This window comes from Peribacillus sedimenti, from assembly GCF_046237635.1.
GTDB lineage: Bacteria > Bacillota > Bacilli > Bacillales > DSM-1321 > Peribacillus > Peribacillus sedimenti.
This window is the reverse complement of the sequence record NZ_CP143547.1, coordinates 1,431,931-1,456,541: the sequence shown is the minus strand read 5'-3', so window position 1 is coordinate 1,456,541 and position 24,611 is coordinate 1,431,931. Positions and strand designations below refer to the sequence as shown.

General features: G+C 41.8%; 23 protein-coding genes. 6 read left to right on the top strand and 17 right to left on the bottom strand.

What is annotated here, in order from left to right; all coding sequences use genetic code 11:
• Positions 1-9: 9 nt before the first annotated feature.
• Both V1500_RS07205 and V1500_RS07200 read left to right on the top strand, forming a co-directional pair.
• Positions 10-1,422, top strand: coding sequence for a PQQ-dependent sugar dehydrogenase (locus V1500_RS07205; protein ID WP_409304900.1), 1,413 nt, complete (start codon positions 10-12; stop codon positions 1,420-1,422).
• Between the two features lie 333 nt (positions 1,423-1,755).
• A complete protein-coding gene (locus V1500_RS07200; RefSeq protein ID WP_409304899.1) occupies positions 1,756-1,941 on the top strand; it encodes a type Z 30S ribosomal protein S14 in 186 nt (61 codons plus the stop codon).
• Between the two features lie 463 nt (positions 1,942-2,404).
• Here V1500_RS07200 and V1500_RS07195 read toward each other — a convergent pair whose 3' ends face one another.
• Positions 2,405-3,160, bottom strand: a complete 756-nt coding sequence (locus tag V1500_RS07195; RefSeq protein WP_409304898.1) for a hypothetical protein — start codon at positions 3,158-3,160, stop codon at positions 2,405-2,407.
• 224 nt (positions 3,161-3,384) lie between these two features.
• On the opposite strand from V1500_RS07195, the gene V1500_RS07190 reads away from it, so the two are divergent.
• The gene (locus V1500_RS07190; RefSeq protein ID WP_409304897.1) at positions 3,385-3,531 is read left to right on the top strand and encodes a hypothetical protein; all 147 of its coding nucleotides are present in this window, start codon (positions 3,385-3,387) and stop codon (positions 3,529-3,531) included.
• A 159-nt stretch (positions 3,532-3,690) separates the two neighbouring features.
• Here the strand turns inward: V1500_RS07190 and V1500_RS07185 are convergent, their stop codons facing one another.
• The 3 genes from V1500_RS07185 to V1500_RS07175 all read right to left on the bottom strand — a co-directional run bounded on the left by V1500_RS07185 (position 3,691) and on the right by V1500_RS07175 (position 7,747).
• The gene (locus tag V1500_RS07185; protein ID WP_409304896.1) at positions 3,691-5,955 is read right to left on the bottom strand and encodes an Ig-like domain-containing protein; all 2,265 of its coding nucleotides are present in this window, start codon (positions 5,953-5,955) and stop codon (positions 3,691-3,693) included.
• A 726-nt stretch (positions 5,956-6,681) separates the two neighbouring features.
• The gene (locus V1500_RS07180) at positions 6,682-7,383 is read right to left on the bottom strand and encodes an LrgB family protein (protein ID WP_409304895.1); all 702 of its coding nucleotides are present in this window, start codon (positions 7,381-7,383) and stop codon (positions 6,682-6,684) included.
• A complete protein-coding gene (locus V1500_RS07175; RefSeq protein WP_409304894.1) occupies positions 7,358-7,747 on the bottom strand; it encodes a CidA/LrgA family protein in 390 nt (129 codons plus the stop codon). The genes V1500_RS07180 and V1500_RS07175 overlap by 26 nt, the downstream gene beginning before the upstream one ends.
• A 480-nt stretch (positions 7,748-8,227) precedes the next feature.
• On the opposite strand from V1500_RS07175, the gene V1500_RS07170 reads away from it, so the two are divergent.
• Positions 8,228-9,028, top strand: a complete 801-nt coding sequence (locus tag V1500_RS07170; RefSeq protein ID WP_409304893.1) for an SDR family NAD(P)-dependent oxidoreductase — start codon at positions 8,228-8,230, stop codon at positions 9,026-9,028.
• Positions 9,029-9,470: 442 nt separating this feature from the next.
• Here the strand turns inward: V1500_RS07170 and V1500_RS07165 are convergent, their stop codons facing one another.
• Entirely contained in the window at positions 9,471-9,812 is a 342-nt protein-coding gene (locus tag V1500_RS07165; RefSeq protein WP_409304892.1) for a YolD-like family protein, read from the bottom strand.
• Positions 9,813-10,196: 384 nt separating this feature from the next.
• On the opposite strand from V1500_RS07165, the gene V1500_RS07160 reads away from it, so the two are divergent.
• Positions 10,197-10,436: a hypothetical protein gene (locus tag V1500_RS07160; protein ID WP_409304891.1), complete on the top strand. Its 240-nt coding sequence runs from the start codon at positions 10,197-10,199 to the stop codon at positions 10,434-10,436.
• A 437-nt stretch (positions 10,437-10,873) separates the two neighbouring features.
• Here V1500_RS07160 and V1500_RS07155 read toward each other — a convergent pair whose 3' ends face one another.
• The 3 genes from V1500_RS07155 to V1500_RS07145 form a co-directional block, all read right to left on the bottom strand.
• Positions 10,874-11,614, bottom strand: a complete 741-nt coding sequence (locus tag V1500_RS07155; RefSeq protein ID WP_409304890.1) for a M15 family metallopeptidase — start codon at positions 11,612-11,614, stop codon at positions 10,874-10,876.
• An 800-nt stretch (positions 11,615-12,414) separates the two neighbouring features.
• The gene (locus V1500_RS07150; protein ID WP_409304889.1) at positions 12,415-12,951 is read right to left on the bottom strand and encodes a flavodoxin family protein; all 537 of its coding nucleotides are present in this window, start codon (positions 12,949-12,951) and stop codon (positions 12,415-12,417) included.
• A 209-nt stretch (positions 12,952-13,160) separates the two neighbouring features.
• Complete coding sequence (locus tag V1500_RS07145; RefSeq protein WP_409304888.1) at positions 13,161-14,087, bottom strand: SDR family oxidoreductase; 927 nt, start codon at positions 14,085-14,087, stop codon at positions 13,161-13,163.
• Positions 14,088-14,255: 168 nt separating this feature from the next.
• Here V1500_RS07145 and V1500_RS07140 point away from each other — a divergent pair, with 168 nt between their 5' ends.
• Positions 14,256-14,432 carry a hypothetical protein gene (locus tag V1500_RS07140; protein WP_409304887.1) on the top strand — a complete coding sequence of 59 codons (177 nt, stop codon included), beginning with the start codon at positions 14,256-14,258 and terminating at the stop codon, positions 14,430-14,432.
• A 51-nt stretch (positions 14,433-14,483) separates the two neighbouring features.
• Here the strand turns inward: V1500_RS07140 and V1500_RS07135 are convergent, their stop codons facing one another.
• The 9 genes from V1500_RS07135 to V1500_RS07095 form a co-directional block, all read right to left on the bottom strand.
• Positions 14,484-14,945 carry a GNAT family N-acetyltransferase gene (locus V1500_RS07135; RefSeq protein WP_409304886.1) on the bottom strand — a complete coding sequence of 154 codons (462 nt, stop codon included), beginning with the start codon at positions 14,943-14,945 and terminating at the stop codon, positions 14,484-14,486.
• Between the two features lie 84 nt (positions 14,946-15,029).
• Positions 15,030-15,407: a VOC family protein gene (locus tag V1500_RS07130; protein ID WP_409304885.1), complete on the bottom strand. Its 378-nt coding sequence runs from the start codon at positions 15,405-15,407 to the stop codon at positions 15,030-15,032.
• Between the two features lie 312 nt (positions 15,408-15,719).
• Positions 15,720-16,742 (bottom strand): dipeptidase, encoded by a 1,023-nt coding sequence (locus V1500_RS07125; protein WP_409304884.1) that lies wholly within the window; start codon positions 16,740-16,742, stop codon positions 15,720-15,722.
• A gap of 60 nt (positions 16,743-16,802) precedes the next feature.
• On the bottom strand, positions 16,803-18,383 hold the full coding sequence (locus V1500_RS07120) for a hydantoinase/oxoprolinase N-terminal domain-containing protein (protein ID WP_409304883.1): 1,581 nt from the start codon (positions 18,381-18,383) through the stop codon (positions 16,803-16,805).
• Positions 18,383-19,480 (bottom strand): DUF917 domain-containing protein, encoded by a 1,098-nt coding sequence (locus V1500_RS07115; RefSeq protein ID WP_409304882.1) that lies wholly within the window; start codon positions 19,478-19,480, stop codon positions 18,383-18,385. Before V1500_RS07115 ends, V1500_RS07120 begins: the two co-directional genes overlap by 1 nt.
• A 29-nt stretch (positions 19,481-19,509) precedes the next feature.
• Positions 19,510-20,829, bottom strand: coding sequence for a purine-cytosine permease family protein (locus V1500_RS07110; protein ID WP_409304881.1), 1,320 nt, complete (start codon positions 20,827-20,829; stop codon positions 19,510-19,512).
• 133 nt (positions 20,830-20,962) lie between these two features.
• Complete coding sequence (locus tag V1500_RS07105) at positions 20,963-21,685, bottom strand: aspartate/glutamate racemase family protein (protein ID WP_409304880.1); 723 nt, start codon at positions 21,683-21,685, stop codon at positions 20,963-20,965.
• Between the two features lie 42 nt (positions 21,686-21,727).
• Complete coding sequence (locus V1500_RS07100) at positions 21,728-23,314, bottom strand: hydantoinase/oxoprolinase N-terminal domain-containing protein (RefSeq protein ID WP_409304879.1); 1,587 nt, start codon at positions 23,312-23,314, stop codon at positions 21,728-21,730.
• Positions 23,298-24,404, bottom strand: a complete 1,107-nt coding sequence (locus tag V1500_RS07095) for a DUF917 domain-containing protein (RefSeq protein WP_409304878.1) — start codon at positions 24,402-24,404, stop codon at positions 23,298-23,300. Before V1500_RS07095 ends, V1500_RS07100 begins: the two co-directional genes overlap by 17 nt.
• Between the last annotated feature and the right edge of the window lie 207 nt (positions 24,405-24,611).

The following is a 24,611-nucleotide window of genomic DNA, read 5'->3' as shown; positions in this document are numbered from 1 at the left end:
CAAAGGTAGTTGACAAACCTTAAGGTTAGCTTACGGCCCATCGTAAGTAAGATAAACTTACCCACTGTTATGAAAACAGCTATACTTCCGGGTGACTCAATGGAAAGATTATTTATTGCAACACAGGCAGGAGAAATCTTTTACATAAATGACGGAGATTTAAGGACTTTTTTAGATATTCGTCCGAGAATCATAAAACTGGGTGTTTTTGGTGGTGGATATGATGAACGGGGATTGCTTGGGTTAGCGTTTCATCCTGATTTTTATTCTAATGGTCTGTTTTATCTTCATTATTCAGTAGCTGGAACACAAGGCCCAAGTCCCCTTCCTGAACCTTTTGAGCCTAACCCGTGCGATCCAGGAACTTTAAACCTTAGGTGGATACATAGAGAAACTCAATATGATCATATTGATACAGTTGAGGAGTGGGCATTACAATCCAATGGTCAACCTCAAAAACGACGGACATTACTTAACTTAAGAAGACCATTCTTTAATCATAATGGTGTCAATAGCCTAAACTTTTCACCTGAAACAGGAAAACTTATTTTGACAACTGGAGACGGCGGATCCGGCTATGATCCATTTAATTTAAGTCAGGATGATATGGAAATCGCCGGTAAGATAATTGAAATAAATGTAGATATGAATACGTTTAGCTATAATCCACCCGCTGTCACACGTTTTAATGAGCTGCCCGCACCAATCCAGGAAACACTTGCGGTCATTGCCAAAGGGGTTCGCAATATACCAGGCATTTCGTTTCAAAGATTTTATAATCAGTATATCAAATATGCGGGAAATGTCGGGCAGGACTTGGCAGAGTCAATTTTTTCATTCATTCGATATAAACCAGTACAGGTCACTGAGCTTATTCAAGCTTTTTTAATGAGAACTGAGTTTGACCGCGAAGGGTTGATTAACTTTGGCTGGCGCGGGTGGGAAGGGGCTTTTCCTACTTCATTTATACGGGGATGCCCTTCAAATGCGACTTTGAATCAGAAAACAATTGCTTATTACGATGAAGCAATAAAAACTACAGTGGAGCGTCTTCAGCCTTTAACCAGTTATTTCCATAAAGATCCCCGACCCGATAAGTTTGGAGGAACTGCACTGACAGGCGTGCAAGCCTATATGGGGAATCGAATCCCTCATTTAACGGGAAGCGTTGTGTTTACAGACATTGCCCGGAAAGAATCAAAATCTCCGGGCCGAGGGGTGTTAGCTTATACCAGGGCAAGAACAGATGGTCAACTAAATGATGTAAGTATTATTGATACCGATTATAATTTTGGGCCTCAATCCGCCTATTATGTTAGTTTGGGAACGAATCGGAATCAAAACAGACTTTTTTTAGGGGTTTATGGCTCTATGAGTGTGACTGATTTTAACCAAGGTACTGTTTTTGAAATTGTTCCATGATACATCACCATAAAATACATTTGATGTCAGTCCTTCAAGCACCTTCAAATATCCGTTTGGTCCGTTATCTTTAGCTTATCTGCCCTGTTCGTATGATTAGTTGAGCCAGATATTTGTCGTTGAACATTTATATATTAGTTACATTTCGGTATCAGGGGTAGAACGTACCAGTCGTGGGACAGAGTCCCTTCAGCTAAACAGTTCACTCCCTACTTGCTAATACATGATTTCGCTCTTTATTTTCCACTGAACTCCTATTTAATAATAATAATTATTCATTTATAATATTGTATGTCTCCTTCCCCAATTAACATTTACAAGGAGGTTTCATATATGGCTAAAAAGTCTATGATCATTAAACAAAAACGCACACCTAAATATCAGGTTCAAGAATACACTCGATGCGAAAAATGTGGACGTCCACATTCTGTTTACCGTAAATTTAAACTATGCCGTATCTGCTTTAGAGAACTTGCATATAAAGGGCAAATTCCTGGAGTAAAGAAAGCTAGTTGGTAATAAGTCTCCTTTATAGGAGGCTTTTTTTATGTAAGTTTCCAAACATGACGCAAAAAATAATAAGCTATTAAATGTGAAGTATTTTCATAGGCCATTGCTTATCTTCCGTTTTCCCTCATTATGCAACCTCGATAATGTAACAACAAACTATTCCTCTTCTTAGAGAATTGTATTTTGCTCGGTTAATAGAATGACAAGCTTTCGACGTAGTCAGTTCACATTCATTTAATCAAAGAAATGTGCCCGCTTATCCTATCACCTTTTTTACGCGTTCATACTCAAGTCCCCTCTTGCAAAAAGAAAAAAAGAGCTGCCGCGCAACTCTTTTCCTAAAACTAAAGCCTGCCGATGACTAGCGATTTGTCTAATTACTATAGCCTGACTGGTGGAGAGTAACAGAATTCTCTCCACCAAAGTATTATTTGAAATGAAAAATTTTTTACGAGAGATTCTGTATCCAGGATTATGCGGATTTTTTCATCAGTCCAGTACGAACGTACTCCATGTTTTTTTCGAAATCGGATATTACAGTATCCAAAGTCAGTAGCATCTGATGTTCCTCAAGTGCCAATGAAACCATTATACTTTGAAGTTTATGGGGCTTGAATGAAATCGCGTAACTTTTATAAGTTTTTAGATTCCCATGAGCCTTCATAAATATGGAAGCTTGTTCCCGCAGCCTTTCAAGCTCCGTTTGTTCCTGATATATCCTATGTATCTCTTCAATCCGTTCTTTCATCTTGTCAAACGCGAGGTACATACCCTCGTCTGCGCCCAGCATTTCTTTTCTCAAGGCAGTGAGGAATTCTTCAACGGTCCTTTTATAACCAGCAAGCGGTACAACGTACAGTCCATCTTCTACAAAAAAGCACCGAAGTTCCTTGCTCACCGGCATATTAACTTCCGTCTTTAGCCTCATCCTGTAGGGATGGTCTTCTAAGCAGGAGAGGAGACGTTCAGCTATTCGCACATTGGGTCGCTCTTGATGGTTCTGCCGAGAAAGATACCCATTTTCAGCAACCACCTTCCTTATACCCCATAACACAATACACCCCGCTACCGCTCCCCCGATCGATGTTATCAAAAGAGGTCTCCATACATCCGCCGAGAATCCTTCCCCTGTCAGAATAGATATCCAAGCCAAAAAACCTAGGGAGATCATGGTCACCCCTATCAACACAGCTATCCCGATTCCCGTCCATTTTGCTACGTTGTTCATGCGATGTATCATTCCCCTCATCTCTGACTTTGTACCTGATTCCTATTGTACTAAAAAGCCTGAAGGGGATATATCATTCTTTTGACCTGAACTTCTATGGCATGTCCGGATACACCCAAAGAAGATAGAAAGAATCAATCTACTCTTTCAAGGCCTATTATATTAAAATATATGTGTCTCCTTTTCGCCAAAGCTTCCTGAATCCAGCGGGTCGCATCCTTCTTATGGAGACGAAGGCACAGGCGGGAGCCGAATCTGCAGGTCCGCTTGTCCAATATGATGCCGGTTATCGCAATTATGTTGACGAAGAGGAAGTCAATAAGGAACTGGAACAGCTGCAAGCAGAAAAGTATAATACGAAACAAAAATGATGTGTGTACCTCACACTTCTTTTTTATGACATATGCAGATATATATTTTTACACTTCTAATTGATTACCTATATAAACTTGTGAATAGATGATTACAACACTCCGGTGAACCTGTATGGTTATGACTGCGAAAAAAGGGAGGCCTAGAAGGCTTCCCTATCATTTGACTGTTATTGTTTTTGAAGCACTATATACTCCCTGGCCATTTTTTGCCACGATGGTTAATACAGTGCCCTTTCGTTGTTTGGTAATTTTGATGGAATATGTCCCTTTACTGGTTGCCTTCCCGGAAGCAAGAATCACAGTTCCCTTTTTCACATACACGGTAGTTGCTGCCTGGGATTTCCCGGAAACGACAGTTGATGTGCTGTAAACACTATTCACAGTTGGAGTAGCGGGAGCTTTCAAAACCATGATCGTTACAGTTTTGCTCATATTCTTTGCAGCATCCATCGCACTGATTTTCAAATACGTCCCTGCAGGCTGCTTTGGAATCTTAATGGAAAAAGCTCCACTGCTTGATGTTTTCCCGCTTGCCAAGACAGAAGTCCCTTTTTTCACGTATATAGTAGCATATGGCTCCGCGGTTCCGGTAATGGCTGTCGCTATATTGCTCTGGGGTTTAACCCGCGGGACAGCAGGCGGAATTTTATCAGCAACCCTTGTGACGGTTGTCTTGCTTTGATTGCCAACAAGGTCCTTCGCTGTTGTCCGGAAGGTTCTGCCGCTCAGTTTTACATTTGGGATTACCATCTTAAAACGGCCCTGCTTATCTGCTTTAGCGGAAACCTTTATTGTTGGTTGTGTGCTGGCCCTGACAAATCCGGCACTTCCGGTGTCATCGACTGAAACGCTGATCGCAGCATTTGGTTCCGTGATTCCCTGTACTTCACTGGTTTGTTGATTTACCTCTGTGATTTTAGGGGCAGCAGGTGCCACTGTATCACGTAAAACATTCTCGAATAGGTAATCACTTCCGGGAGGTGCCTCAGCCGGATATAACTCTTCCAGATAATACATAAACCAGACGCGGGAACCTGCCTTTAGTGGCTTATCCAAAAGGAAGGTAAATGAACCATCACTCCCTGTAGTGATGCGGTATTCCCTGCCCGCATAAAACCCAAACAGTGTAATATTTTCAGGGGCCTTGCCTGTTATGGTTAAAGACGAATCATATAGTGGATCCGTGACGATCCGGGAGCTTGCCAGGCTTTGGACCTCAACCGTAAGGAAATCGGTAAAGTCTTTGTAGGTAGCTTTTACATACGTGCTTCCTGGCTTTTTGGCAATTATTTTATTCGCCGCATTGATTTCTAAGATTTCCGGGTCCAGTGCTTCCAGCTTCACATCTTTCGGCTCGAGCAGTATACGATTTTTATATTTGTCTATATACTCCAAACCGTAATAGGTAGAAGAACCCTCTCTTAGCTGAATATACGGATCTTTAAATTCAATTCTCTCTGATGCATTAGTTTTGATGGGATAATCCCCAACGACCACATGCCGCGTATAATCCCCTGTTGTTTCATACGCGACTTTCTTCATATCTTTTGAAAAAACAGCATTTTCCATCTGCGCAGGAAGGCTATTTCTGACCCGCTGCTCCGTGTCGAACGATTCAACCAGTGACTCACTATAATTTTTTAAGGCATCAAATTGTTTAACTGAATCGTCAATCCCAGCATTGCTATATACTGTAAGCAATTGCCCGTTATTGCTATATTCCAAAAGGCCGATCGCTTGATATTGTTGATTCGTTGTCAACTTAAACGGGTTCCGTATCATCTTGAGCGTTTTTTTGGATTGGTAATCAATAACTTCAATATCAAGGCCGCAGGATATGGCTGCAATCGGTTCCGTTGGGTGCAGAGCAACCCTCATTGGTTTATCGGTTTCATATTCTTTTTTAAAGATTTCTGTTCCTGATGATAAATCATAAATAGAAACTGTATTTCCATCCAACAGTTGTCTATTGGATGAATAAGTAAATGCTGCGATATCCTCATTACTTTTCTTGAATGAATACCGAGCATAATAGAATGGCAGGGTCGATACCTGCTCGCCATCATCGCCGTTTAATATATTCGTGTAATCTCCATTGGAAATCAAATACTTCCCTTGGGGGCTGAAATCATAATAAGCCGAGCTGTTCGGACTGTCTATTTCCTTGAGAAGCGATCCGGTGGAGACATCGTACATACTTAATCTATAAAGATCATCATTACTTGGATCAGGCTGCCCCTTCCCTACAAAAACCGTTTTTCCGTCCGGTGACAGGGCTGGATGGATTCCAAATGTAGAAAACTCGGCCCCTTTATACTCTTCTGGAGACCCGGCCATCGCTAAGTCCCCTTTTCCCGCTTGTGTGCCGATGGATAACAATACCGCTGACAACAATACTTTACCAATAAACTGTACTTTCATCTCTTCCCCCTGCATTCGGATAAATTCCCCAAATACTTTTCCTAATTTTGTATAACCTCTATTTTCCAGCAATTTTCTACATTATACAATGGGAAAATAAGGTAAAGAATGACACCATATTCCTATACCCCCGTAAATTCCAAACCGGATTGGCCATCACTCTCTTTCTGGCTTGATAACTGACGAAATCACCAGTTAAAAAAGTATACAAAATTCTTCTCCTTTGAGTTGCCTCTTACTTCATAGGTGGCTATTAGGCAGCATGATGTAACGATGTCCCTAATGGGAGAAGGATTCACCTACTCCCATAAAGTATTCCGTTATATTTATGGAAAAAGGATGAAGTACGCATGAAACCCCAACCATGACTCCTTCAGCGTCTATGCCATATTTTTCAAACATTGATCATTCGCAGTATTTCAAATTTCCGGATTATCGTTAGAAAGTAAGATAATGCTTCGGCCCCTGCTTTATGCAGGCAGTAAAAATGATTTTCACCATACAATTTTAGAATCTGATAAACGAATGTACGAAGCTAAAGAACAGAGGAAATAATTGAAACTGTAATATAAAAAAGGGAGAATTTAAGCTTCTCCCTTAGAATTAGTCTAATGCTGATTTTATGCAAAAAACGAAAATAAATATCTTCTTTTATTGCGTATATAGAATATCTCGAAGTTCGTCAGTGATTGGAATTACTTTTCTACCGTCTGTATCCCATCACCGTTACATAATTAATTCATTCTGTAATACCGGAAAAATGGTATATGCTAATATGATTGTGACGATAGCTGCTGTAATCATGGCCAGGCTTGCAAAGGTGCCTTCTAAGTCTCCGATTTCAAAGGCCCTTGATGTACCCGCACCATGCGAGCTCATCCCAAGCATGAGTCCTTTAGCTGTCGCTTTTTCTATTTTAAATAGTCGTATCATTGCCGGTCCCATAATGGAGCCTGTTATACCGGTTATGATTACAAACACAGCTGTCAAAGTAGGAACTCCACCGATGGTTTTCGATACGTCCATCGCGACTGGCGTCGTGATGGAACGTGGGACTAGACTGGTTATCAGAGATGGACTGAGACGGATCCAAACAGCGTAAAGAAAAGAAGAGACAATGGCAACTGCAGAGCCGACCACTATGCTGGCTGCCACTTCAAAAAGATGCTTCTTTAATAAATGGACCTGTTTATACATAGGCACTGCAAAGGCTACCGTGGCTGGCCCTAGCAAATAACTGAGCCATTTCGCTCCCGTGTAATAGGTGCTGTAGGGTACTTCAGACAAAGATAATAACAAGATTAGAACAATAGGACTGAGCAGAAGCGGGGAGAATATAAAAATTTTCCACTTGGAATAAGCCTTCTTGCTGCCCCAATATACAAAATACGTAATGAGAATACTACCGATGACGATGACGAGAGCCACTAAAAAAACCCTTTCCGCGTGTTGCTATATATTGTGCTGTAAGTCCTGTAAAAGCCATGACAGTGAGGGAGCTTAACACAATCACGATCAACAGCTTGGCCCATTGTGAACCTAATGCCTGCTGATAGTTGACTACCCCCACTGCCGCAGGAATAAAGAATAACATCAATTCTGCAAGAAGCCATGACGCCCCTGATTCAATCCATTCAAGTTTAACCAGATTGAATGTCAGCAGTACAAATAAAATGGCCAATCCCACCATACTCCCTGGAATAGGGAGATTCCAAACATCCGTGATCCGTGTCCCAATCTGAAAAAGGATTACAAGAAATGCAATCTGAAATATGATTTTAACTGTTTTCATTGGCTGCCCTGCCTCTTCCTATCCAAACAGATGGATAAACAATATGAGTTTATCATACCCAGACTACCTGCAATGCACCCGGTTTAAAGGGGCCGTTGTTAGGAACAAGGGAGCGCCCCCTTCCCCGCTTCTGGCTAACATTCAAAACTATTCTTCACAATCTGATAAGTGGGTGGGTGCCATTTTGTCAAAGTCCATTACTATTATTCCCTCTTGCTCATTTCTTCTTATATTTCCGCCTTATCGCCATTTCATTCAAAAAAGGAGTATCAGAAAACCCTCTTCTTGTAGTTAAAGCAAAGGAATTTTATCAAGATGATTTCAACCGCTCATATTCCTATTTAATTGTCTAGCACATATGGCTATTCCTAACGCGTCACACACTTTAATGAGCTTGAAGTACAAGGTTAAATTATTGATAAAAATAAATTTTTTATAAATAATTAAATTAAGCTGCCCATAGAAAGGAATTGATAGAAAGTGGATTTAGGATTACAGAATAAAACCGTACTCGTGACAGGCGGTAGTAAAGGTATTGGAAAAGCCATTGCTTTAGCTTTTGCAGAAGAAGGATGCAACATTATCATTTGTGCACGCGGGGAACAAGAATTACAAGAATCGGCTGTCGAAATTGAACAACTGGGTGGGGAAGTGCTGGCGATTCGAGCTGATTTAACCGTCCAATCCGACGTAGAACATCTGGTCTCTTCTGCCATCGACCGCTACAAAACGATTGATGTTCTTGTGAATAATGCAGGAATAGCCAGCGGGTTTGATGATTTTGAAACACTGGACATAGACGCATGGAAGAATATATTTGATGTAAATGTATTTGGAACCGTAAGGGTAACAAAAGCAGTTATTCCTTATATGAAAAAAGCAGGATTCGGTCGTATTATTAATATTTCATCAGAATCAGGTATTCAGCCAGATGCATTCATGCCGCATTATAACGCTACAAAGGCCGCCCTGATAAATTTCACCAAAAGTTTGTCAAAAGCCTATGCATCACAAGGTATACTAGTTAATACTGTATCGCCAGCATTTATCATGACACCAATGCTGGAGGAATTGTTAAAAGACAACGCAAAAAAGCTGAATATAAGTTACGAGGAAGCCATTCAGCAGTTCCTTAAGGAAAATCGCCCTCATGTCGAAGTCAAACGGCCTGGTACAGTTGAAGAAGTTGCAGCTTCTGTAGTTTACCTTGCCTCAAACAAAGCTTCTTTTATTAATGGTGTGAACCTTCGGGTTGATGGCGGCTCCGTCGCAAGTATATGACATTTCAATATTAAACGGCGCTGTTTACAAAATCCCCAAGAGTATAATGCCAGCAAATTAAAACCCCAAGAACAGATTCCTGGGGTTTTAATTTTAAAAGCGGTTCGGCTCTTTCTATTGTTATGTATTGCAACTCAATGTTTAAATCTGAGACGTTCGGCCTGATGTTTATAATCGCTGCATTTATACAGAACAGGTGAAAATCAGCAACATTCTTTACATGCGCCAGTTTTAAAAGCAAAAAACTGCCGCAGCAACTCCCGATCCTAACTTATTTATCCATTAGCAGCATGCAGCGAAATACAATCACTGCATCACGAAGAATCATGGGAAGGAACAAAAAGAGTTGCCAAAAGCGGCTCTGAATCTTAATTCAAACATCCGGAGAAAATCTGCTGTGAATACAGCTCCAGTAACAATCATAATGACTGTATGTTCTCTTTTATCGCAAGTCTACATTAATAATGTCGTCAAAAAGAATCTTCATGATATACCCATCTTCCTTTTCCAATTCTAAATAAATGATCCTATTCCATTCATCAAGCCTGTGAATCAACCCCAGGTATTCCCATTCATATCCGTCTTCCCATGTGGTTATGTTGGCCTTCATTGCAAATTCCATTGCTTCAAGCATTTTGTTTTCAAATTCCTGGATTTGGTATTCGTCCAGGACGGGTTTCATGGTTTTATAATAATCACTTTTTAATTCGTTTAGCATTTTTATGTGTTCTGGCATAAAGAATGCACCATTCCATTTGATTTTCCCACGGTCTCTAATTGACATAGTTTCAGCCCCTTTTTGCTCTTTTTATATTATAGAACAAATGTTTGGTTTTGAAACCTGAAAATTAAAGAAAACCGTAATGTTGTTCTACTGACCTGCCCTGCAGCTAAATAAGAATGAAACGGGTATTGAGTAGAACTCCAGAGGTGCTCACGTTTTTAAGCAGCTAATTATTCTTAGTTTGAATTTAATAAACTATTGGGTAAAGTACTCATGCTACAGCCAAGGTTGGGTATCGACTATCATGATATTAGGCGGAGGTGGGCCTAATATCTTTTTCTTTTTCACATTTCTTAAACTTGTTCTTATTTGAATTTCACACAAGGTAATTTTATTTCCTTAACCTTTTATTGGTTGCATCTAATGATATAAGGAGAAGCATAGATGGCTATAAATCAAATCAAGAACATGTTACATGATTTAATCCATTATAAAGATACGGAAATCACTCATATCTATTCCAGATATGAAGTTCCTTTTTCAGTGACATTAAAAAAGGGAGAAAATTCGCATCGTTTTGTAATTACTTTTATGGAAGATGAGGATGCTGAACTAGTGGCTGATCTGGAAACAGCGGCTCGGGTTATAGATGAATTAATGGAATTTCCGAAAGAGGTGACATAATTCCATTAATGGAACGGATAGGCTGGACTCTAGACATGTATGACAGTGGCTTTTGTGATTACGCTGATTATCTACATACTGCAAATGGGTCAAACCAATGACAAGATATATGACTTTTGCAACGTGGATCACCGTAAAATATGTGGAGAACTAAGAAATAGCGCGATATACTCAATACTTATTTAGAAACCTTTTGGGAACAAGATGATTACTTTGATAAACAATCTTGCTCCCTTTTTCTGTGTATTTTATAGAAAGGAACGAATTTTCCTTACAAAATAACAACTCAATTACTTACCATAATAATGCAAACACCTTGATCGGTTAACGTGCCCAGGGTTTCCAAATTGGCTGGCAGCTCGATGCACTTCATCCTTTTTATATTTTCTAGCATTAAGATGCTGGTTTTCTTGCTTAATTATAAACCTTATATGTTTTCAGCCTTGGTTTTGACCCATATAGATAGGTTGATGAGATTTTTGTTCGATTAATTTAACTTTTACCAAACCTTGCAGCTCTTCTTCGGATACAGGATTGTATAGAGCTTCAGGATGACCATTCATAACAGCCCAGTACCTGTCTCCATAGGACCAGTGCCACCATTCTGTGAAGTAATTGGTAAAGCCCACAGCTTGAAGAGCGTCACGAAGGATATACCGGTTATATCTGGCTTCTTCCGATATATTAGCAGCATCAAAGAAAGTGGCGTAATCCACTTCATGCGGCAAGGCATCAAAATCTGTCCCAAGGTCCAATTCCTTGCCATCCGCGCCCATAAGGGTCACATCGATGGCACCTCCGGTCGGGTGGGGAGCTACCTGTGGCGGAGCTACATATTTGGATGACTCAGCAACTAAAAAGTCCATGCCCTGATTTGAATTATGTTGTTTGACCCTTTGCAGTGAGCGTTCAAAGGCCTGTTCCTGGATATGTAACGGCCGGTAGCCTTCTTTTACTAAAAATCTAATATCTTTAGGCAGGAATTGTTTCGCTAAAAAAAGTTTTTCTGCCACTGACAGCCGGACAAATGAAAAAAATGGAGTCCTGCCTGCCAGAGCTGGATCAACTGATATTTCCGGGTCATAGCCATTAAGATCTACAAACGGTTCATCCGAATATTTTGTGCCAATCTTCTCAATCAATGGGTGACTCATTAAAATCCTTCTCAACTCTTCCATAAACATCCCCTTACCGGAAAATCCCTTACGATTAATTGCATAATATTGGTAAATACATATTCCAATTATACTAGAAATACACGTATTACATCCAGAGAAATTTTACAATGTTCGAGTAGCAATGACAGCCTTTTAACAAAAACTAGCATGCTATCTTGATCGTGGACATCACTCGACAATCAGGAGCTTAAACTCTATAATATGGTATAATTATCCAAACGGTGTTGGAGGTTTATGAATGGACGAATCTGTATTAGCTTTATTTCCTATAGTATCCTTGCTTTTCACAGCAGCCCCTTTTATTTTTATCATTTGGTTTTCATTCAAACTCCTTCAAATTCAAAAGGAAAAAAACAATATTTTAAGAAATATATCAGATAAGCTGGATCGGTTGAACAAAAATTAAAATTGCCGCAAACCAAAAAAGGACCAATCAGGTCCTTTTTTGGTTCATTACAAGTTGTCCATCACATTTACTTTGCTTTTTTCTTACAATAAATAATAATCTCTTTTATGCGGAAATTACTATCCATACTTATGTCTTGTATAAGCGCATTTTATGCCTCATTCCTGCTCAGGCTTGAGGGATTTCATTTGAAATCTTCTCTTAAGTAATGATAAAGGATGACTGTGCCAATAAAAAAAACACGCATAAAAACCATGGGATGGTTAACTTGTAATAAAAAGCCAGTAGAAGTTATAACAACTACCAGCATTTCGAAATGAAAAAAATCCTTAATGTTTCTGTTCGTCACCTTTTCTTAGTCGGAAAGGAGCTCTTTCGCTCGACAGCGAAGTAATTATCTAAACTGCTTATTCCAGCTCTCAGCCTTATCCAAAGCCGCTTTATCGTTGACTATTTCCCCCGGCTTTACTCCGGCACCAATTATGTAGTCTGCAAATTCCATATTCACGAATTCAAAGATAAATTGAAACTGCTGGACAAGGGGCAAGCCTGTGATCTTGGCACTGCTTCCGCCTGTTATCACAACATAAGCTTTTTTCTTGGCAAGCTCTTCTTTGAAATTAAACCGTTGATCACGCAGATATTGACTCCAGCGGTCGAAGTAATTCTTCATAGGGCCGCTCATTCCGTACCAATATAGAGGCGTGGCAAACAGCAGAACGTCGTGTTCCTCCATCAATTTAACAAGTTCCTCGTAATCATCATTAACAGGGGAAAAACCTTCTTCGGTATGCCTCATATCAACGATGGGCTGGATATGTTTATCTGAAAGATAAACAATGGTGTGATCGGTTCCTTCTACAATTTTTTTTGCAAGATATTCAGAATTGCCATTCTTTCTCGTGCTTCCTAAAAAAGCCAAAACCTTCATGATATACACTCCTCTATCGATTGATTTCGCGGATAATTATATGTCCTTTCACATATTAGAGTTTATATCTTGAATGAAAGTATATCAATTTTATATAAGGATTTCTTTTTGACCGCGTATGGACTTCCGTTTATAATGCCGCAACGGGGGAATTTTTTCATCAGCTGCTTCTAGTGAAGTGTGTCTAAGTTTAGGGTGTACGGGTAACATTAGGAAGAAGTAAATTCCCCGCCATTCACATGAAGCGTTTGTCCAGTTACATATCTGGAATCGTCTGAGGCCAGATAGACATACGTAGGAGCAAGCTCGAAAGGCTGCCCTTGACGCTTCATAGGATTATCAACAAGCGGAACCTGGTCTGCAGAAAAGCTTGATGGAATCAGCGGAGTCCATACTCGTCCCGGTGCCACGGCATTTACCCGGATTCCTTTGTCTATAAGGTTGTTTGCCAATGCACGGGTGAACCCAACGTTGGCTCCTTTGGTTGCTGTATAATCGATCAATTGTTTATTGCCGACATATGTAACGACAGATGCAGTATTAATGATGGAGCTTCCTGCTTTTAAATAAGGAAGTGCAGCCCTGGTTGTGTAGAAATGGGAGTAAACATTCACCTTAAAAGTGTCGTCGAATTGCTCATCGGTGATATCAAGCAAACTTAATTGCTGAAACTGTATCCCCACATGGTTGCAAAGAATATGGAGATGCCCGAATGTTTGAATGGTTTTTTTCACAATGTCAATGCACTGCTGCTTGTTCCTTAAATCTCCAGGCAGCAATACACACTGTTGTCCAAGCTCTTCGATTCTGCTCCTGGTCCGTTCTGCATCCTCATGCTCATCCAGATAAGAGATTGCAATGTCCGCCCCTTCCTTGGCAAATGCTATCGAGACGGCTGCACCAATCCCGCTGTCACCGCCTGTAATAAGTGCAATCTTGCCCTGCAGCTTTCCGCTTCCTTTATAATTAGGATTTTCAATGATCGGCCTTGGAACCATCAATCTTTCTAGCCCTGGCTGGCGATATTGGCGCTGTTCCGGCACAGTAACCGGGATGTCCTTGTATTCAGTAATTTTTCCGAAATTCGGGTGCATAGGATACCGCTGCTCGTTTGGATTTTTATGATCCTTCGACATTAGAATAACCTCCTAAAAAAAGAATCCATAGGTTACTCTATGTATGAAAACTCCAAACCATGAGTCTACATGTACCTTTATTGCAGCATGTGACGAAATGTAGACGGACTCCAAACCGTTGCCTAATGAATATAATGGCAGTAACATCTGTCTATAGGGGGCTATTTTATGAATAATTCATTCCAATTAAATCCCGAGATAAAATTGTTACTGCTGCCATATTCCAATGAAAAAAATGTGGTGCTGTATAATTCAAATCCGCAAAGCTGGCAAATACCCAAGATTGGCCCCAGGCCGCCATATTACTGTAATCCCAGGTATGTACAGTACTATCCCATCATTTGAAGATAAGTAGCTCCAGGATTTCCAGCAGGAGCAGAAGCAGAAGCATATCATTTATGAAGGAAAGTATTCCATGGGTTCTGTGCAATGTACATACCCGTTCTTCTTATAATAGTTAATACTCTCATCACTTGGCCAAACGATGATAAATTCATAATCATGATCTTTTGCCCACTGGTTGATCCGGGAGAGCAGCTGACTCCCGATTCCCTCATTTCTATATTCTTTCTTTGTAAACATATTGGTCATATAGGCAAATGGATTGGTCTTCCTGCCAGGCCTCGGCACTTTTTCAATTAATTCAATGTATATGTGAGAAAGAACCTCATTGTCCTGCTCAGCCACCCAGATAAACCATCGTCCGCTTGTAAGTGCTTTTTGGAAAAAAACCTGGCATTCCTTTGCAAAGTCATCATAGGAAGCGGCTTTTTTACTTTCATCGTGTTCCAAGGTAAAATCCCATCTCATCCTGATTAACTGCTGAATATCTTTTTCTTCGGCAAGCCTTATGTTCATAAGTATCCCTCCGTGTATTTCCTGTAATTCTTATGTATTTAGTGAGTCGCAATCTTATGTATCCTGTGCATGAGCTTGCAGCTTTTACTGGCAAACCCCCAGCGGATTTCCGTCTGGGTCAAAAAATGTAAAGAACCTGGTATCCCCTTCTCCCCCTATAGGGTTCACTTTTACACCTTTGAGTTTAAGCTCCCTATAAGTTTCTTCGATGTCGTTAGGAATAAAGTTATAGTATTTGCCGACACCAAAGCTGTTTTCCGGGAAGTTCATCGGCTCATGATCCGGAGTTCTTACCAGGCAAACTACAGTTTTGGAGTCTGCAGCTATTTTTAACACAGCTGCTTCCTCCTCTATGTATACAAGACTAAATCCCAAAACGCTTCCATACCATTCTGCTGAAGCTTTAGGGTCTTTCACAGGAATAAAAATACCTTCCAGTCCTTGCAATAATGGTTTTGACATATGAACCCTCCAATCTCATTTTTCCACAGTGCCAATTTATGTAATTCTCCAAATCTCATGCATAATCCTTTCAATCCGAAAATGCTGCTCCTTAAACAATAAAAGCTGCCAATAGGCAGCTCATATTTTTCACGTATTCTTTATTTTTGTGTTACATCCACACAAATGCGGCAATTCCTTGCGAGGATATTCAATGGTACACTGATACCACCAAATCTATCAGCCAGTAATAGGGAAAGGATCAGGCTGAGGTATGTTCGGCCACTTCGCCGCAGGTTGAGTATTGTAAAGCGGACTATGAAATTTGCAAGATTAGAAGATTCTCAAAAGGTTTCCGCCAAGTATTTTTGCCAGCTCTTCTTCCTTATAACCCCTATTAACCAGCCCTTCTATCAAGCTGCCCAGGCTCTGGTGGCCAGAGATTACATCAAACGGTTTACGCGGCATACTGGCCAGATCATCAGGTGATACATATTTAAAGAAATCGTCGCACAAATCTAGGCCAATGGCTACATGATCAATCCCAACCAATTTGACAATATGGTCAATATGCTTTATATATTGCTCCAGGCTGCTATTTTCATCTTCAGCAGCAACGATGATGCTTACGGCGTTCACTCCTATTACACCGCCTGTTGAAGCAATGGCTTTCATTTGTTCGTCAGTCAGGTTACGCATTGTATCGCAAAGTACTCTGGAATTGGAGTGGGAGGCAATAATCGGCTTGTTTGCAAATTTGATGACATCCCAAAATCCTTCATCATTCAAATGGGAAACATCGATGGTCATTCCGAGCCGTTCTGACTCCTCTATCACCTGTACCCCGAATTCAGTTATTCCGCCTTTCATCCCTTCTTTTACGGGACTGAACTGGCTTCCATCACCTACAGCGTTCCGTCTGCTCCAAACCAACCCAAAGTTTCTTACTCCCAATTCATAGAACACTCTAACCAGGCTAAGATCTGTCCCAAGTGGTTCTGCACCTTCAAGTGACAGCAGAAAACCTATTTTCCCTGAGTTTTGCGCCTTTAGCATATCATCGGCATTTTTACATAGCATCAATTTATCCGGAGACTCTGCTATTTCCTCATATAAAGCACTCACCTGGGCCAGCGCCTTCCTCAACCCCATTTCAGGCAGATACCCGCTATCAATAAAAATGGCAGCAATGATGACATTGACACCGCCCTCTACAAATCGAGGATAATAATCACATTCAATCACTCTGTTCCTGCCCTTCTCCCTCTGTATGGCCACGTCCATCAATATATCAAAATGGCCATCGATGATTAACGTTTTGTTTTTAATTTCATCTATGTATTCCTTTGAACTCATCGTCTATTCCTCCATCATTTAAAAAAGCTCCAGAATGAACCGGAGCCTTTTCCCCATTTCTTAAACCAATTCGCTTACTTCAGCCTGAGCCAATTCGCCTGCTGCTTTTACACGTATACGGGTCGCATTGCCAGGCATGTATGCAAGTGGCACATCTTCAATATCTACAATCACTAGACTTTCACGGTCAGCCCCTGCTTTCACCGCTTCGGACATAGCGATTTCCTTTGCCATTTCCAGCGCCTTTTCACGGCCGATTTCTGCCAGCGCATAAACCTTTTCGATTTGCCCGCTAACCTGGGCTATCGCAGCACCGATGGCATTGGCCACACCAGAATGCTCTGGCCGCAATACCTCTGAAGCGCCTTGTAAGGATTCAGGCAGCAATATGCTTCCTCCTCCAACGAGGATAACCGGCACTGGTGCTGCGCTGGTCTTCATCTTATCAATCGCTTCTTCCACCATTTCGACAATTCTGTCGTATACCCTGTTCAAAAATTCCTTGTCTAGATGAGCGACTTTAGAAGCATCGCCAAGCTCCACTTTTCCAAGTGCTACCGCAACATCTGTAGTCGTTAAGGTGTCTCCTCCAAATATAAGCGCCTTTTCCGGCAGGCGGTATCCTACACTGTCCGGTCCAATTGTGAATTCACCGTCTTCCTGAATCCTTACAATCGTTCCGCCGCCAAGTCCGATGGAAATCAGGTCTGGCATCCGGAAGTTTGTCCGCGCTCCACCAATTTCTACCGCCAATGAAGATTCCCTCGGGAATGACTGGACAAGAACACCGATATCAGAAGTTGTTCCGCCGACATCGACAACAATTGCATCGGAGAGATCACTCAGATATGAGGCACCGCGCAGCGAGTTCGTTGGTCCACATGCAATCGTAAAGATTGGGTATTTTACTGCATATTCGACTGACATCAATGTTCCATCGTTTTGACCGAAGAAAACTCTTGCTTCGATACCTTCGTTCTTGAGCGCGTTGATAAATCCATCCGCCGCAGTTTTAGCAACATTTACAACAGCCGCATTCAGAATGGTCGCATTTTCGCGTTCTAGAAGTCCAACTGAGCCAATTTCAGAAGATAGAGAAACAGCTACATCATCACCCAAAACTTCCTTCAATATTTCACTTGCTCTTTGTTCATGCGCTTGCGATACAGGGGAAAACACAGATGTGATGGCAACCGAATCTACCTCCCCTTTGATTTGTTGTGCAATTTGATATAAATGGGCTTCATCCAATTCGACGATTTCCCGCCCATCAAATTCATGTCCCCCGCGAATGAGGTACACATGCTGTCCGAGAGCCGAGCGAAGGTCGTCCGGCACACCGACAAGCGGCTTCACAGCCAGTGTGGCCGGAGCGCCGATGCGGATGGCAGCAATTTTATTTAATCTTTTCCGTTCCACAATTGCGTTTGTACAATGGGTTGTCCCAAGCATTGCATACTTGATATGCTCACGCGGCACATTTGCATCTGAGATGATTTTTTTCATTGCTGTGTAAATGCCTGTAGCCACATCCTCGGTTGTTGGTGACTTTGTTTCAGAAATTACATTATTTTGCTGATCTAAAAGTACCGCATCTGTATGGGTTCCCCCTACGTCAATTCCAATTCGATAAACACCCATTAGACGTTCACTCCTTTTTTTGCAAGTTCTTCAACTGGAACATATTCGACATCGTAGCCAAAATACTTCGGCCCTACGGTCTCTATCCCCTTTTCCGTTCTCCATTTTGGATGGCATGGCATACCGATAATGACACATCTTGCGCCATATCGGATTCCTTCAGTAGTGATTGGAAGGCCCGTTTCCATATCCAGGACAGCAATTAGATCCGGTGTTACGCAAAGAAGGCGCTGGTCGGTTGTTTGGGCAAGCAAATGTTCGTTTTGAAAGCGAACTTCAAGCGTTTCACCCTTATATTCATTGATTCCCTCGAAGGTTGCCACTCCTCTTGCAAATCCGGTTTCCGTTTTACGGTTAATATCACTGACCTTGCCACGGAATAATTCAAAGCCATTTGCCTGGCTTAATACTTCTTTAATCGGGTCCACATTGTTTTGTTTAGCCAGCCTTATTGACCTTCCTATTTGTTCTTCAAGAGTCAGGATGCCGCTAATTCCGCTTTCCTTAATGTTTTTCCCGGTCATCGGGTAAATGGCAATCATGGCTGAACCGCCCATTTCAATGGTTGCAGCACGTGCAATTCTTTCGGTCCAAACATTATTGATGGTTGAAAGAAGCGAGGTATTGCCTTTCTCATCTGCAAGGACCATCGGCGTAGCGGAAACCCCGTCCAGATAGAACGTTACCATTTGTAATTCAGGGAACGCCCTGCCCATGCCATCCACATCGACAACAGGAAGCCCCAATTTTGCTGCAAGAGCCAAAGGAAGCATGGAATTCAAGCCCCCTGCCTCAATCGGCATGGTTGCAAAGATTTCTTTACCTAAATAGGATTCAAGGTTTTTGAAAGCAGCAGTAGCTTCTTCTCCGCTTGGCGCCTTTTCCAGCATGACTGTCGGTGCACCCATCATGGCAGAAGGAACAATTACTGCATCATCTGGAACTTCATCCACATCGAGCAGTGTGATTTCTCCAAATTCTTCGATTGCCTGCAAGGTCATAAGCTTGCCGATGTACGGGTCTCCGCCACCGCCAGTTCCAAGCAATGCTGCGCCAACAGCTATATCTTCTATTTCCTGTTTTCCTAATTTTCTCATTTTCTAAAATCCTCCAATATTCAGAATATTTATGATGCGATTTTGCCCTTTAACTCACTTCGGCTTTTAGCTGCATTTATGATTAACATACACACATAATACACCACTGCACTGACGATCAGGGAGTTGATGGATGGGATTCCCGCCTTGATGAAATAACCTGCTGCAAACCCGACAGCCCAGGCAACGATGGTCACTGGATTTAGTTTTTCAGGCTCGGCAGGAAGTGTGTCTTCTGCCCTGCTCTCATCCAATGCTTTGCGGTTTGTCTTCAATACAAAGTAGTCTACCACAATAATGCCGGCGATCGGCGGAATCATGACTCCCAGTAAGACAAGAAAGTCTACAAAGCGATCTAATATTCCGAGAATCGAAAGCACTGTTCCGATTACACCGATAATCAGGGTAACCATTCCCCGACTGACTTTGATTTTGAATACGGAGTCGATAATATTAGTAAAGCCTAAGGAAGAAGAATATAAATTCAAGTTATTGATTTTCACAGTCGAAAACACAACAACAGCAGCACCAATCCAGCCTGATGTCTGCAGCATGATGCTGACAACATCGCTTGTTTTTGCAGCATGTGCCATCAGAACAGCAATCATCCCTACTCCCATTTCGCCTACGATTGTACCGATCGTTGTCATCCAGAATACGTCTTTTCCACTGCGCGCAAACCGGGTAAAATCCGGGGTAATGACAGCGCCGATCATAAAACCTCCTGCAACCATCGTTGCCCCTACACCGATTGAAAGAGCCTCTCCAGGAGGAGGTGTACTCATCAAGCTTATGATGGATTGATTACTTAAGACATCATAAATCCCGAACGCCACAACTAACAAAAAGGCGGGAACAGCCACTTTTGCCGTTGCACTTAATAGCTTGAATCCAAAAATAACAAGCACGGTAACGCCAAGTCCAGTGATTGCGGCTGCAACGGGAAGAATCAATTTACCATCCGTTGCCTGGACCAATCCATTGGCGAATACCGAGTTTTGTACACCGAACCAGCCGATACAGCAAATAGAAATGACAGCCCCGATAATGGTGGAACCATACCGGCCAAACCCAGTCCAGCGGGACAGCAGGCTGGTAGAAAGACCTTCCCTGGCGCCTGCATATCCAATCAGAAAGCTTACGACCTGTAAGATGACACTTCCAAAAAACATAGCCCAAAATGCCTGCCAAAACGTCATACCGTAACCTAAGGCAGCGCCCAGCAAAAATTGCGACAATGTCGCCAATGCGCCAACCCTTACCAGCGTGATATCCCAGAGTGGCAACCGAGCCGATTTGGGAACCCTGGACAGCGAGTAATCGTCGCCTAATTTCTTCGTATCTTCCATTGCTTTCAACCCCCTGCTAAATATTTTGCATCAAGTACCCGTTTCTTTTTTTCTAATTGGGACTTTGCCGGCATTCCTTGTGGTTTGTGGCAAAGTCCCGCCTTAATCAGTTAAATCATGCCGTTGGCTTAGGTTAAGCTTTTATTCTTTCTTTTGACGGCGGCGTCATGTAAGTCAGCTTACTTTGTTTCAGACCCATTGAAATCACGCTTTCCAGCATTTTTGTTGCGGCAAAAATCGGATCGATAACGGGAACATCATATCCTGCTTGCTTCAGCTGTTCCTGAAGCTCGGCCGCAACTCCCATGAATCCAGTGCAGCCCAGTATCAAAGCATGAGCTCCATCATGCTCGATTGCTTTGGTCATTTCCACATATAGTTCTTTTTTCAAACGGTCCTTATCGTGAACTTCCAGGACAGGAATATTCACGTAACGAACAGATTTAAGATTGCCGTTCACCCCTAATGTTTTACTAATGTTTTCAATCATCGGCACAACATTCGGAAGTACGGTCACGACAGAGAATGATTTTGCCAGAGAACTTGCGAAAAGCATCGACGATTCACACGCACCAGCAACCGGAATATTAAGGATTTCCCTGGCTGGCTTAACTCCCGGATCGCCAAAACAATCACTAATGATCCCATCGTATCCTTCAGCTTCAGCCTCTATCGCTTTTTCAAGGAAATTAGGCACGCAAAGCGCTTCATCGTATTCACTTTCTATGGAGGCCGGGCCGTAATCCAAGCTGGTTACTCCTACTTCAGTCGATTCAGATGCATAATAGTTAACTTCCTGCAGAATCTCCTCATTAAAAATATCCGATGTGATTGGCATAATTACTTTAATTTTCATTTCCTCTCACTCCTCTTAATTTATTGGGATTTCATACATTCATTATTTGTTGCGGCATGCTGCAGCCGGACTAATTTCCAAGTCTCCCAAAACCTTCAAACGTATTCTCAAAACCTCGCCCTTCATATAATCAAAGGGATATTCCTCAATGGATGCAAGCCGTATACTTTCCCGGTTTGCACCCTTTTGTATGAGCTGCTGAATCAACTGTTCTGTTTGTTCATCAATTATTTGCTGCTTTGTTTTATCCTTAAGCCAAAATACTTTATCAACCTGGGCGCTCAGCGGTGCAAAACAGGCACCGACTGCATTGCAAATAAGGTAGCCCGCAGGATGTATAATCTTCTGGTATTTGCCGAACAGTCTATTGAGAATTAAGGGGCTGCCACCGCCTACCAAAACGATTGGAAGCATTTCATTATTAGGCTGAAACCTGGCTATTTTCGTTTTAATTTCCATCATTACTTTTTTTATCACTTTTCTGCAGTCGGCTTCTGACAGATTTTCCAAACCCTTTAAGTTAATCTTGTCATCCGAGAATGATTCGGGATAAACCTTAAGGAAGGAATCCGTCAATGTCCAGGTGCTGCCGCCCCAGGAAATACCGTATCGTTCAATATCATTTGCGATGGTCTCCTTGATATGGACAAGTTCTTGTTCTACCGATATGAGGCTTCCTCCCCCGAAAGGCAGGGAAGACAATTTAGGCACCCTCATGTTCACAGCAATATCTAAAAAAGAAGTAGAACTGACGGATACTTCAGGCTGCCCGTCCACCACCTTGCCGATATCAACCGTACTGCCTCCGACATCCACCACAATGCAGCGGGCAATATCGCTCAAAATACTGGCTCCCCTGAAACTGTTAGTGATCCCGGAGCCAATCGTTAACACCGGGTAATCTATCGCTTCCTGGATTTCCATCAAAGAACCGTCATTCTGTGTGATCCAGCAGGGACAATTTAAAGAAAGCCGCTCAAAAACGGACGACAAATCTATCATTGCCTGCCGCATCACCTTCGAAAGAATGGCATTTAAAAGAGCTGCATTTTCCCTTTCTATAAAACCAGTACTGCCAATATGATGCGACATGGTGATTGGAATAGCGGGGAAATATGCTTCTATCTGTTTTTTCACTTCTTGCTCCTCAGCATCATATAGAGGCGAGTAGGCCCCGACAATACAAATAGATTCTATATTACCTTCTTTAATCCCATATAATAGATTGTTAAAGTCATGGGAATCCATTATCAAAGGGCCATTTTTTCTGCCTGTATAATCGTAGGAACTTTGAAAATGATAGATACTGGAAAGATATTTTTTTAAATCTTCCGGCCAATCCACTGCCGGCTTAATCAACGATGGCCTGTTTGTAATACGGATTAATGCCGTCTTCGAAAGATTAACAGGCTGATAAAGCGCATTAAGCACATGAGTGGTCCCGACAAATACTCCTTCAATTTGTTCCGGGCTGATATTTGCGTCCTGTAGCACTTCCTTTGCAGCTGCACCGATTCCGGAAGTGATGTCCGCAGTTGTTAAATGCTTGGACCATGAAAGAAGCTTTCCATTATTCCTGACAATAACTGCATCTGTATTGGTTCCCCCGACGTCAATTCCCAGCTTCATGGTCTATTCCCCCTGATACAGGATGATAGGAGTCTGGTAATTTAAAAGGGCCGGGACCAACATATTCAAGCATGGCTTGTGTCCGAAGAATACTCGGAGCCGGGACCGCAAAAACAATCACTGAATGTTCCGACTGAATTTCTGACACATTATACGGATGGAGGCTGTCTTCGTCCAAAACCAAGATCAAATCAGGGGTCGTACAAATATAACCATCTTCTTTAATCGCAATGAATTCATTCCTGAATTCCAATTCAATGCTTCTGGATGAATAGGGGCCCCGCCCATCAACATGCAGCTTACCAATCAGTGAACCATCTTCAAACCAACGGGTTACTTTTGAAACCTCACCAGCGATTATCTGTAAAGGCCTTCCATAAACCGAATTCTCAAAAACATTCTTCATTTGAGCAATTTTCTTTCTGTTTTGCTGCTCACCAGTAATAACGGCGCCTAATCGATAACAAAGCTTCAATGAACCAGGAATCATAGAAGTCTTTATTGTTTTTGCGTCGGCACACAAGCATAACAAATGCGCAAATCCACCGTTTCTAAACATGAATTCTTTTGCCATCTCCACGGTCTCATGTATATCGTGATTACCTTGTATGTACATGTTTTCCTGATGGGTTTGCATCACGAAAGGTGTGAGGGGAATATCAGCATGGTAAAAGGTCGTCATAGTTAACTCCGGAAAGGCTCTTCCCATGGCATCTCCATCGACAACTGGCAGGCCGGCCATGAACGCAGTCACCAATGGAGTAAGTGCGTTCACTCCGCCAATCTCAAGTGCAATCAGCGCTTCTGCATTTTTACCGCTGACTGATTCATACACTTTAAGAGCTTCAATACCTTCCTGTCCTGTAGGGATATTTTCTCCATATAAAATTGTCGAACCCATAATTCCCACCGGAGCAATCCATTCCTCCTCAAGATCTGAAATGGTTTTAACAGTGATCGAATCGTTATTGTCCATGATTGACATTAATAAAGTTTGGACAGTCCTTGTATCACCACCCCCGCCACATGATAAAATTTTTGCTCCAATTGCCAACAAAGGTATATCCTGCTTTTTAATATGCCAAGCCATGATTGTTTCCCCTTCCTAATACATAATGCAAGAAGCGTGCCAAAATAGAGATTCCCGTCAAACCTTTTATGACGGGAAGAACTCGACTCTATATTTTTATAAATTATAAGAAAATTAAGATAATGAGAAAGCCATGAAAACACTAACATTTATTGTTTATCATATCTATTCTCTTGTTTTCTCATTTTTTCTCAACTTTTCTCAGTT

Excerpts from the sequence above, each read along its gene's own strand:
- V1500_RS07200 (WP_409304899.1), top strand. The coding sequence starts at position 1,756 with ATGGCTAAAAAGTCTATGATCATTAAACAAAAACGCACACCTAAATAT.
- V1500_RS07195 (WP_409304898.1), bottom strand. The coding sequence starts at position 3,160 with ATGAACAACGTAGCAAAATGGACGGGAATCGGGATAGCTGTGTTGATA.
- V1500_RS07190 (WP_409304897.1), top strand. The coding sequence starts at position 3,385 with ATGGAGACGAAGGCACAGGCGGGAGCCGAATCTGCAGGTCCGCTTGTC.
- V1500_RS07185 (WP_409304896.1), bottom strand. The coding sequence starts at position 5,955 with ATGAAAGTACAGTTTATTGGTAAAGTATTGTTGTCAGCGGTATTGTTA.
- V1500_RS07175 (WP_409304894.1), bottom strand. The coding sequence starts at position 7,747 with ATGAAAACAGTTAAAATCATATTTCAGATTGCATTTCTTGTAATCCTT.
- V1500_RS07165 (WP_409304892.1), bottom strand. The coding sequence starts at position 9,812 with ATGTCAATTAGAGACCGTGGGAAAATCAAATGGAATGGTGCATTCTTT.
- V1500_RS07160 (WP_409304891.1), top strand. The coding sequence starts at position 10,197 with ATGGCTATAAATCAAATCAAGAACATGTTACATGATTTAATCCATTAT.
- V1500_RS07155 (WP_409304890.1), bottom strand. The coding sequence starts at position 11,614 with ATGGAAGAGTTGAGAAGGATTTTAATGAGTCACCCATTGATTGAGAAG.
- V1500_RS07150 (WP_409304889.1), bottom strand. The coding sequence starts at position 12,951 with ATGAAGGTTTTGGCTTTTTTAGGAAGCACGAGAAAGAATGGCAATTCT.
- V1500_RS07145 (WP_409304888.1), bottom strand. The coding sequence starts at position 14,087 with ATGTCGAAGGATCATAAAAATCCAAACGAGCAGCGGTATCCTATGCAC.
- V1500_RS07140 (WP_409304887.1), top strand. The coding sequence starts at position 14,256 with ATGAATAATTCATTCCAATTAAATCCCGAGATAAAATTGTTACTGCTG.
- V1500_RS07135 (WP_409304886.1), bottom strand. The coding sequence starts at position 14,945 with ATGAACATAAGGCTTGCCGAAGAAAAAGATATTCAGCAGTTAATCAGG.
- V1500_RS07130 (WP_409304885.1), bottom strand. The coding sequence starts at position 15,407 with ATGTCAAAACCATTATTGCAAGGACTGGAAGGTATTTTTATTCCTGTG.
- V1500_RS07125 (WP_409304884.1), bottom strand. The coding sequence starts at position 16,742 with ATGAGTTCAAAGGAATACATAGATGAAATTAAAAACAAAACGTTAATC.
- V1500_RS07120 (WP_409304883.1), bottom strand. The coding sequence starts at position 18,383 with ATGGGTGTTTATCGAATTGGAATTGACGTAGGGGGAACCCATACAGAT.
- V1500_RS07115 (WP_409304882.1), bottom strand. The coding sequence starts at position 19,480 with ATGAGAAAATTAGGAAAACAGGAAATAGAAGATATAGCTGTTGGCGCA.
- V1500_RS07110 (WP_409304881.1), bottom strand. The coding sequence starts at position 20,829 with ATGGAAGATACGAAGAAATTAGGCGACGATTACTCGCTGTCCAGGGTT.
- V1500_RS07105 (WP_409304880.1), bottom strand. The coding sequence starts at position 21,685 with ATGAAAATTAAAGTAATTATGCCAATCACATCGGATATTTTTAATGAG.
- V1500_RS07100 (WP_409304879.1), bottom strand. The coding sequence starts at position 23,314 with ATGAAGCTGGGAATTGACGTCGGGGGAACCAATACAGATGCAGTTATT.
- V1500_RS07095 (WP_409304878.1), bottom strand. The coding sequence starts at position 24,404 with ATGGCTTGGCATATTAAAAAGCAGGATATACCTTTGTTGGCAATTGGA.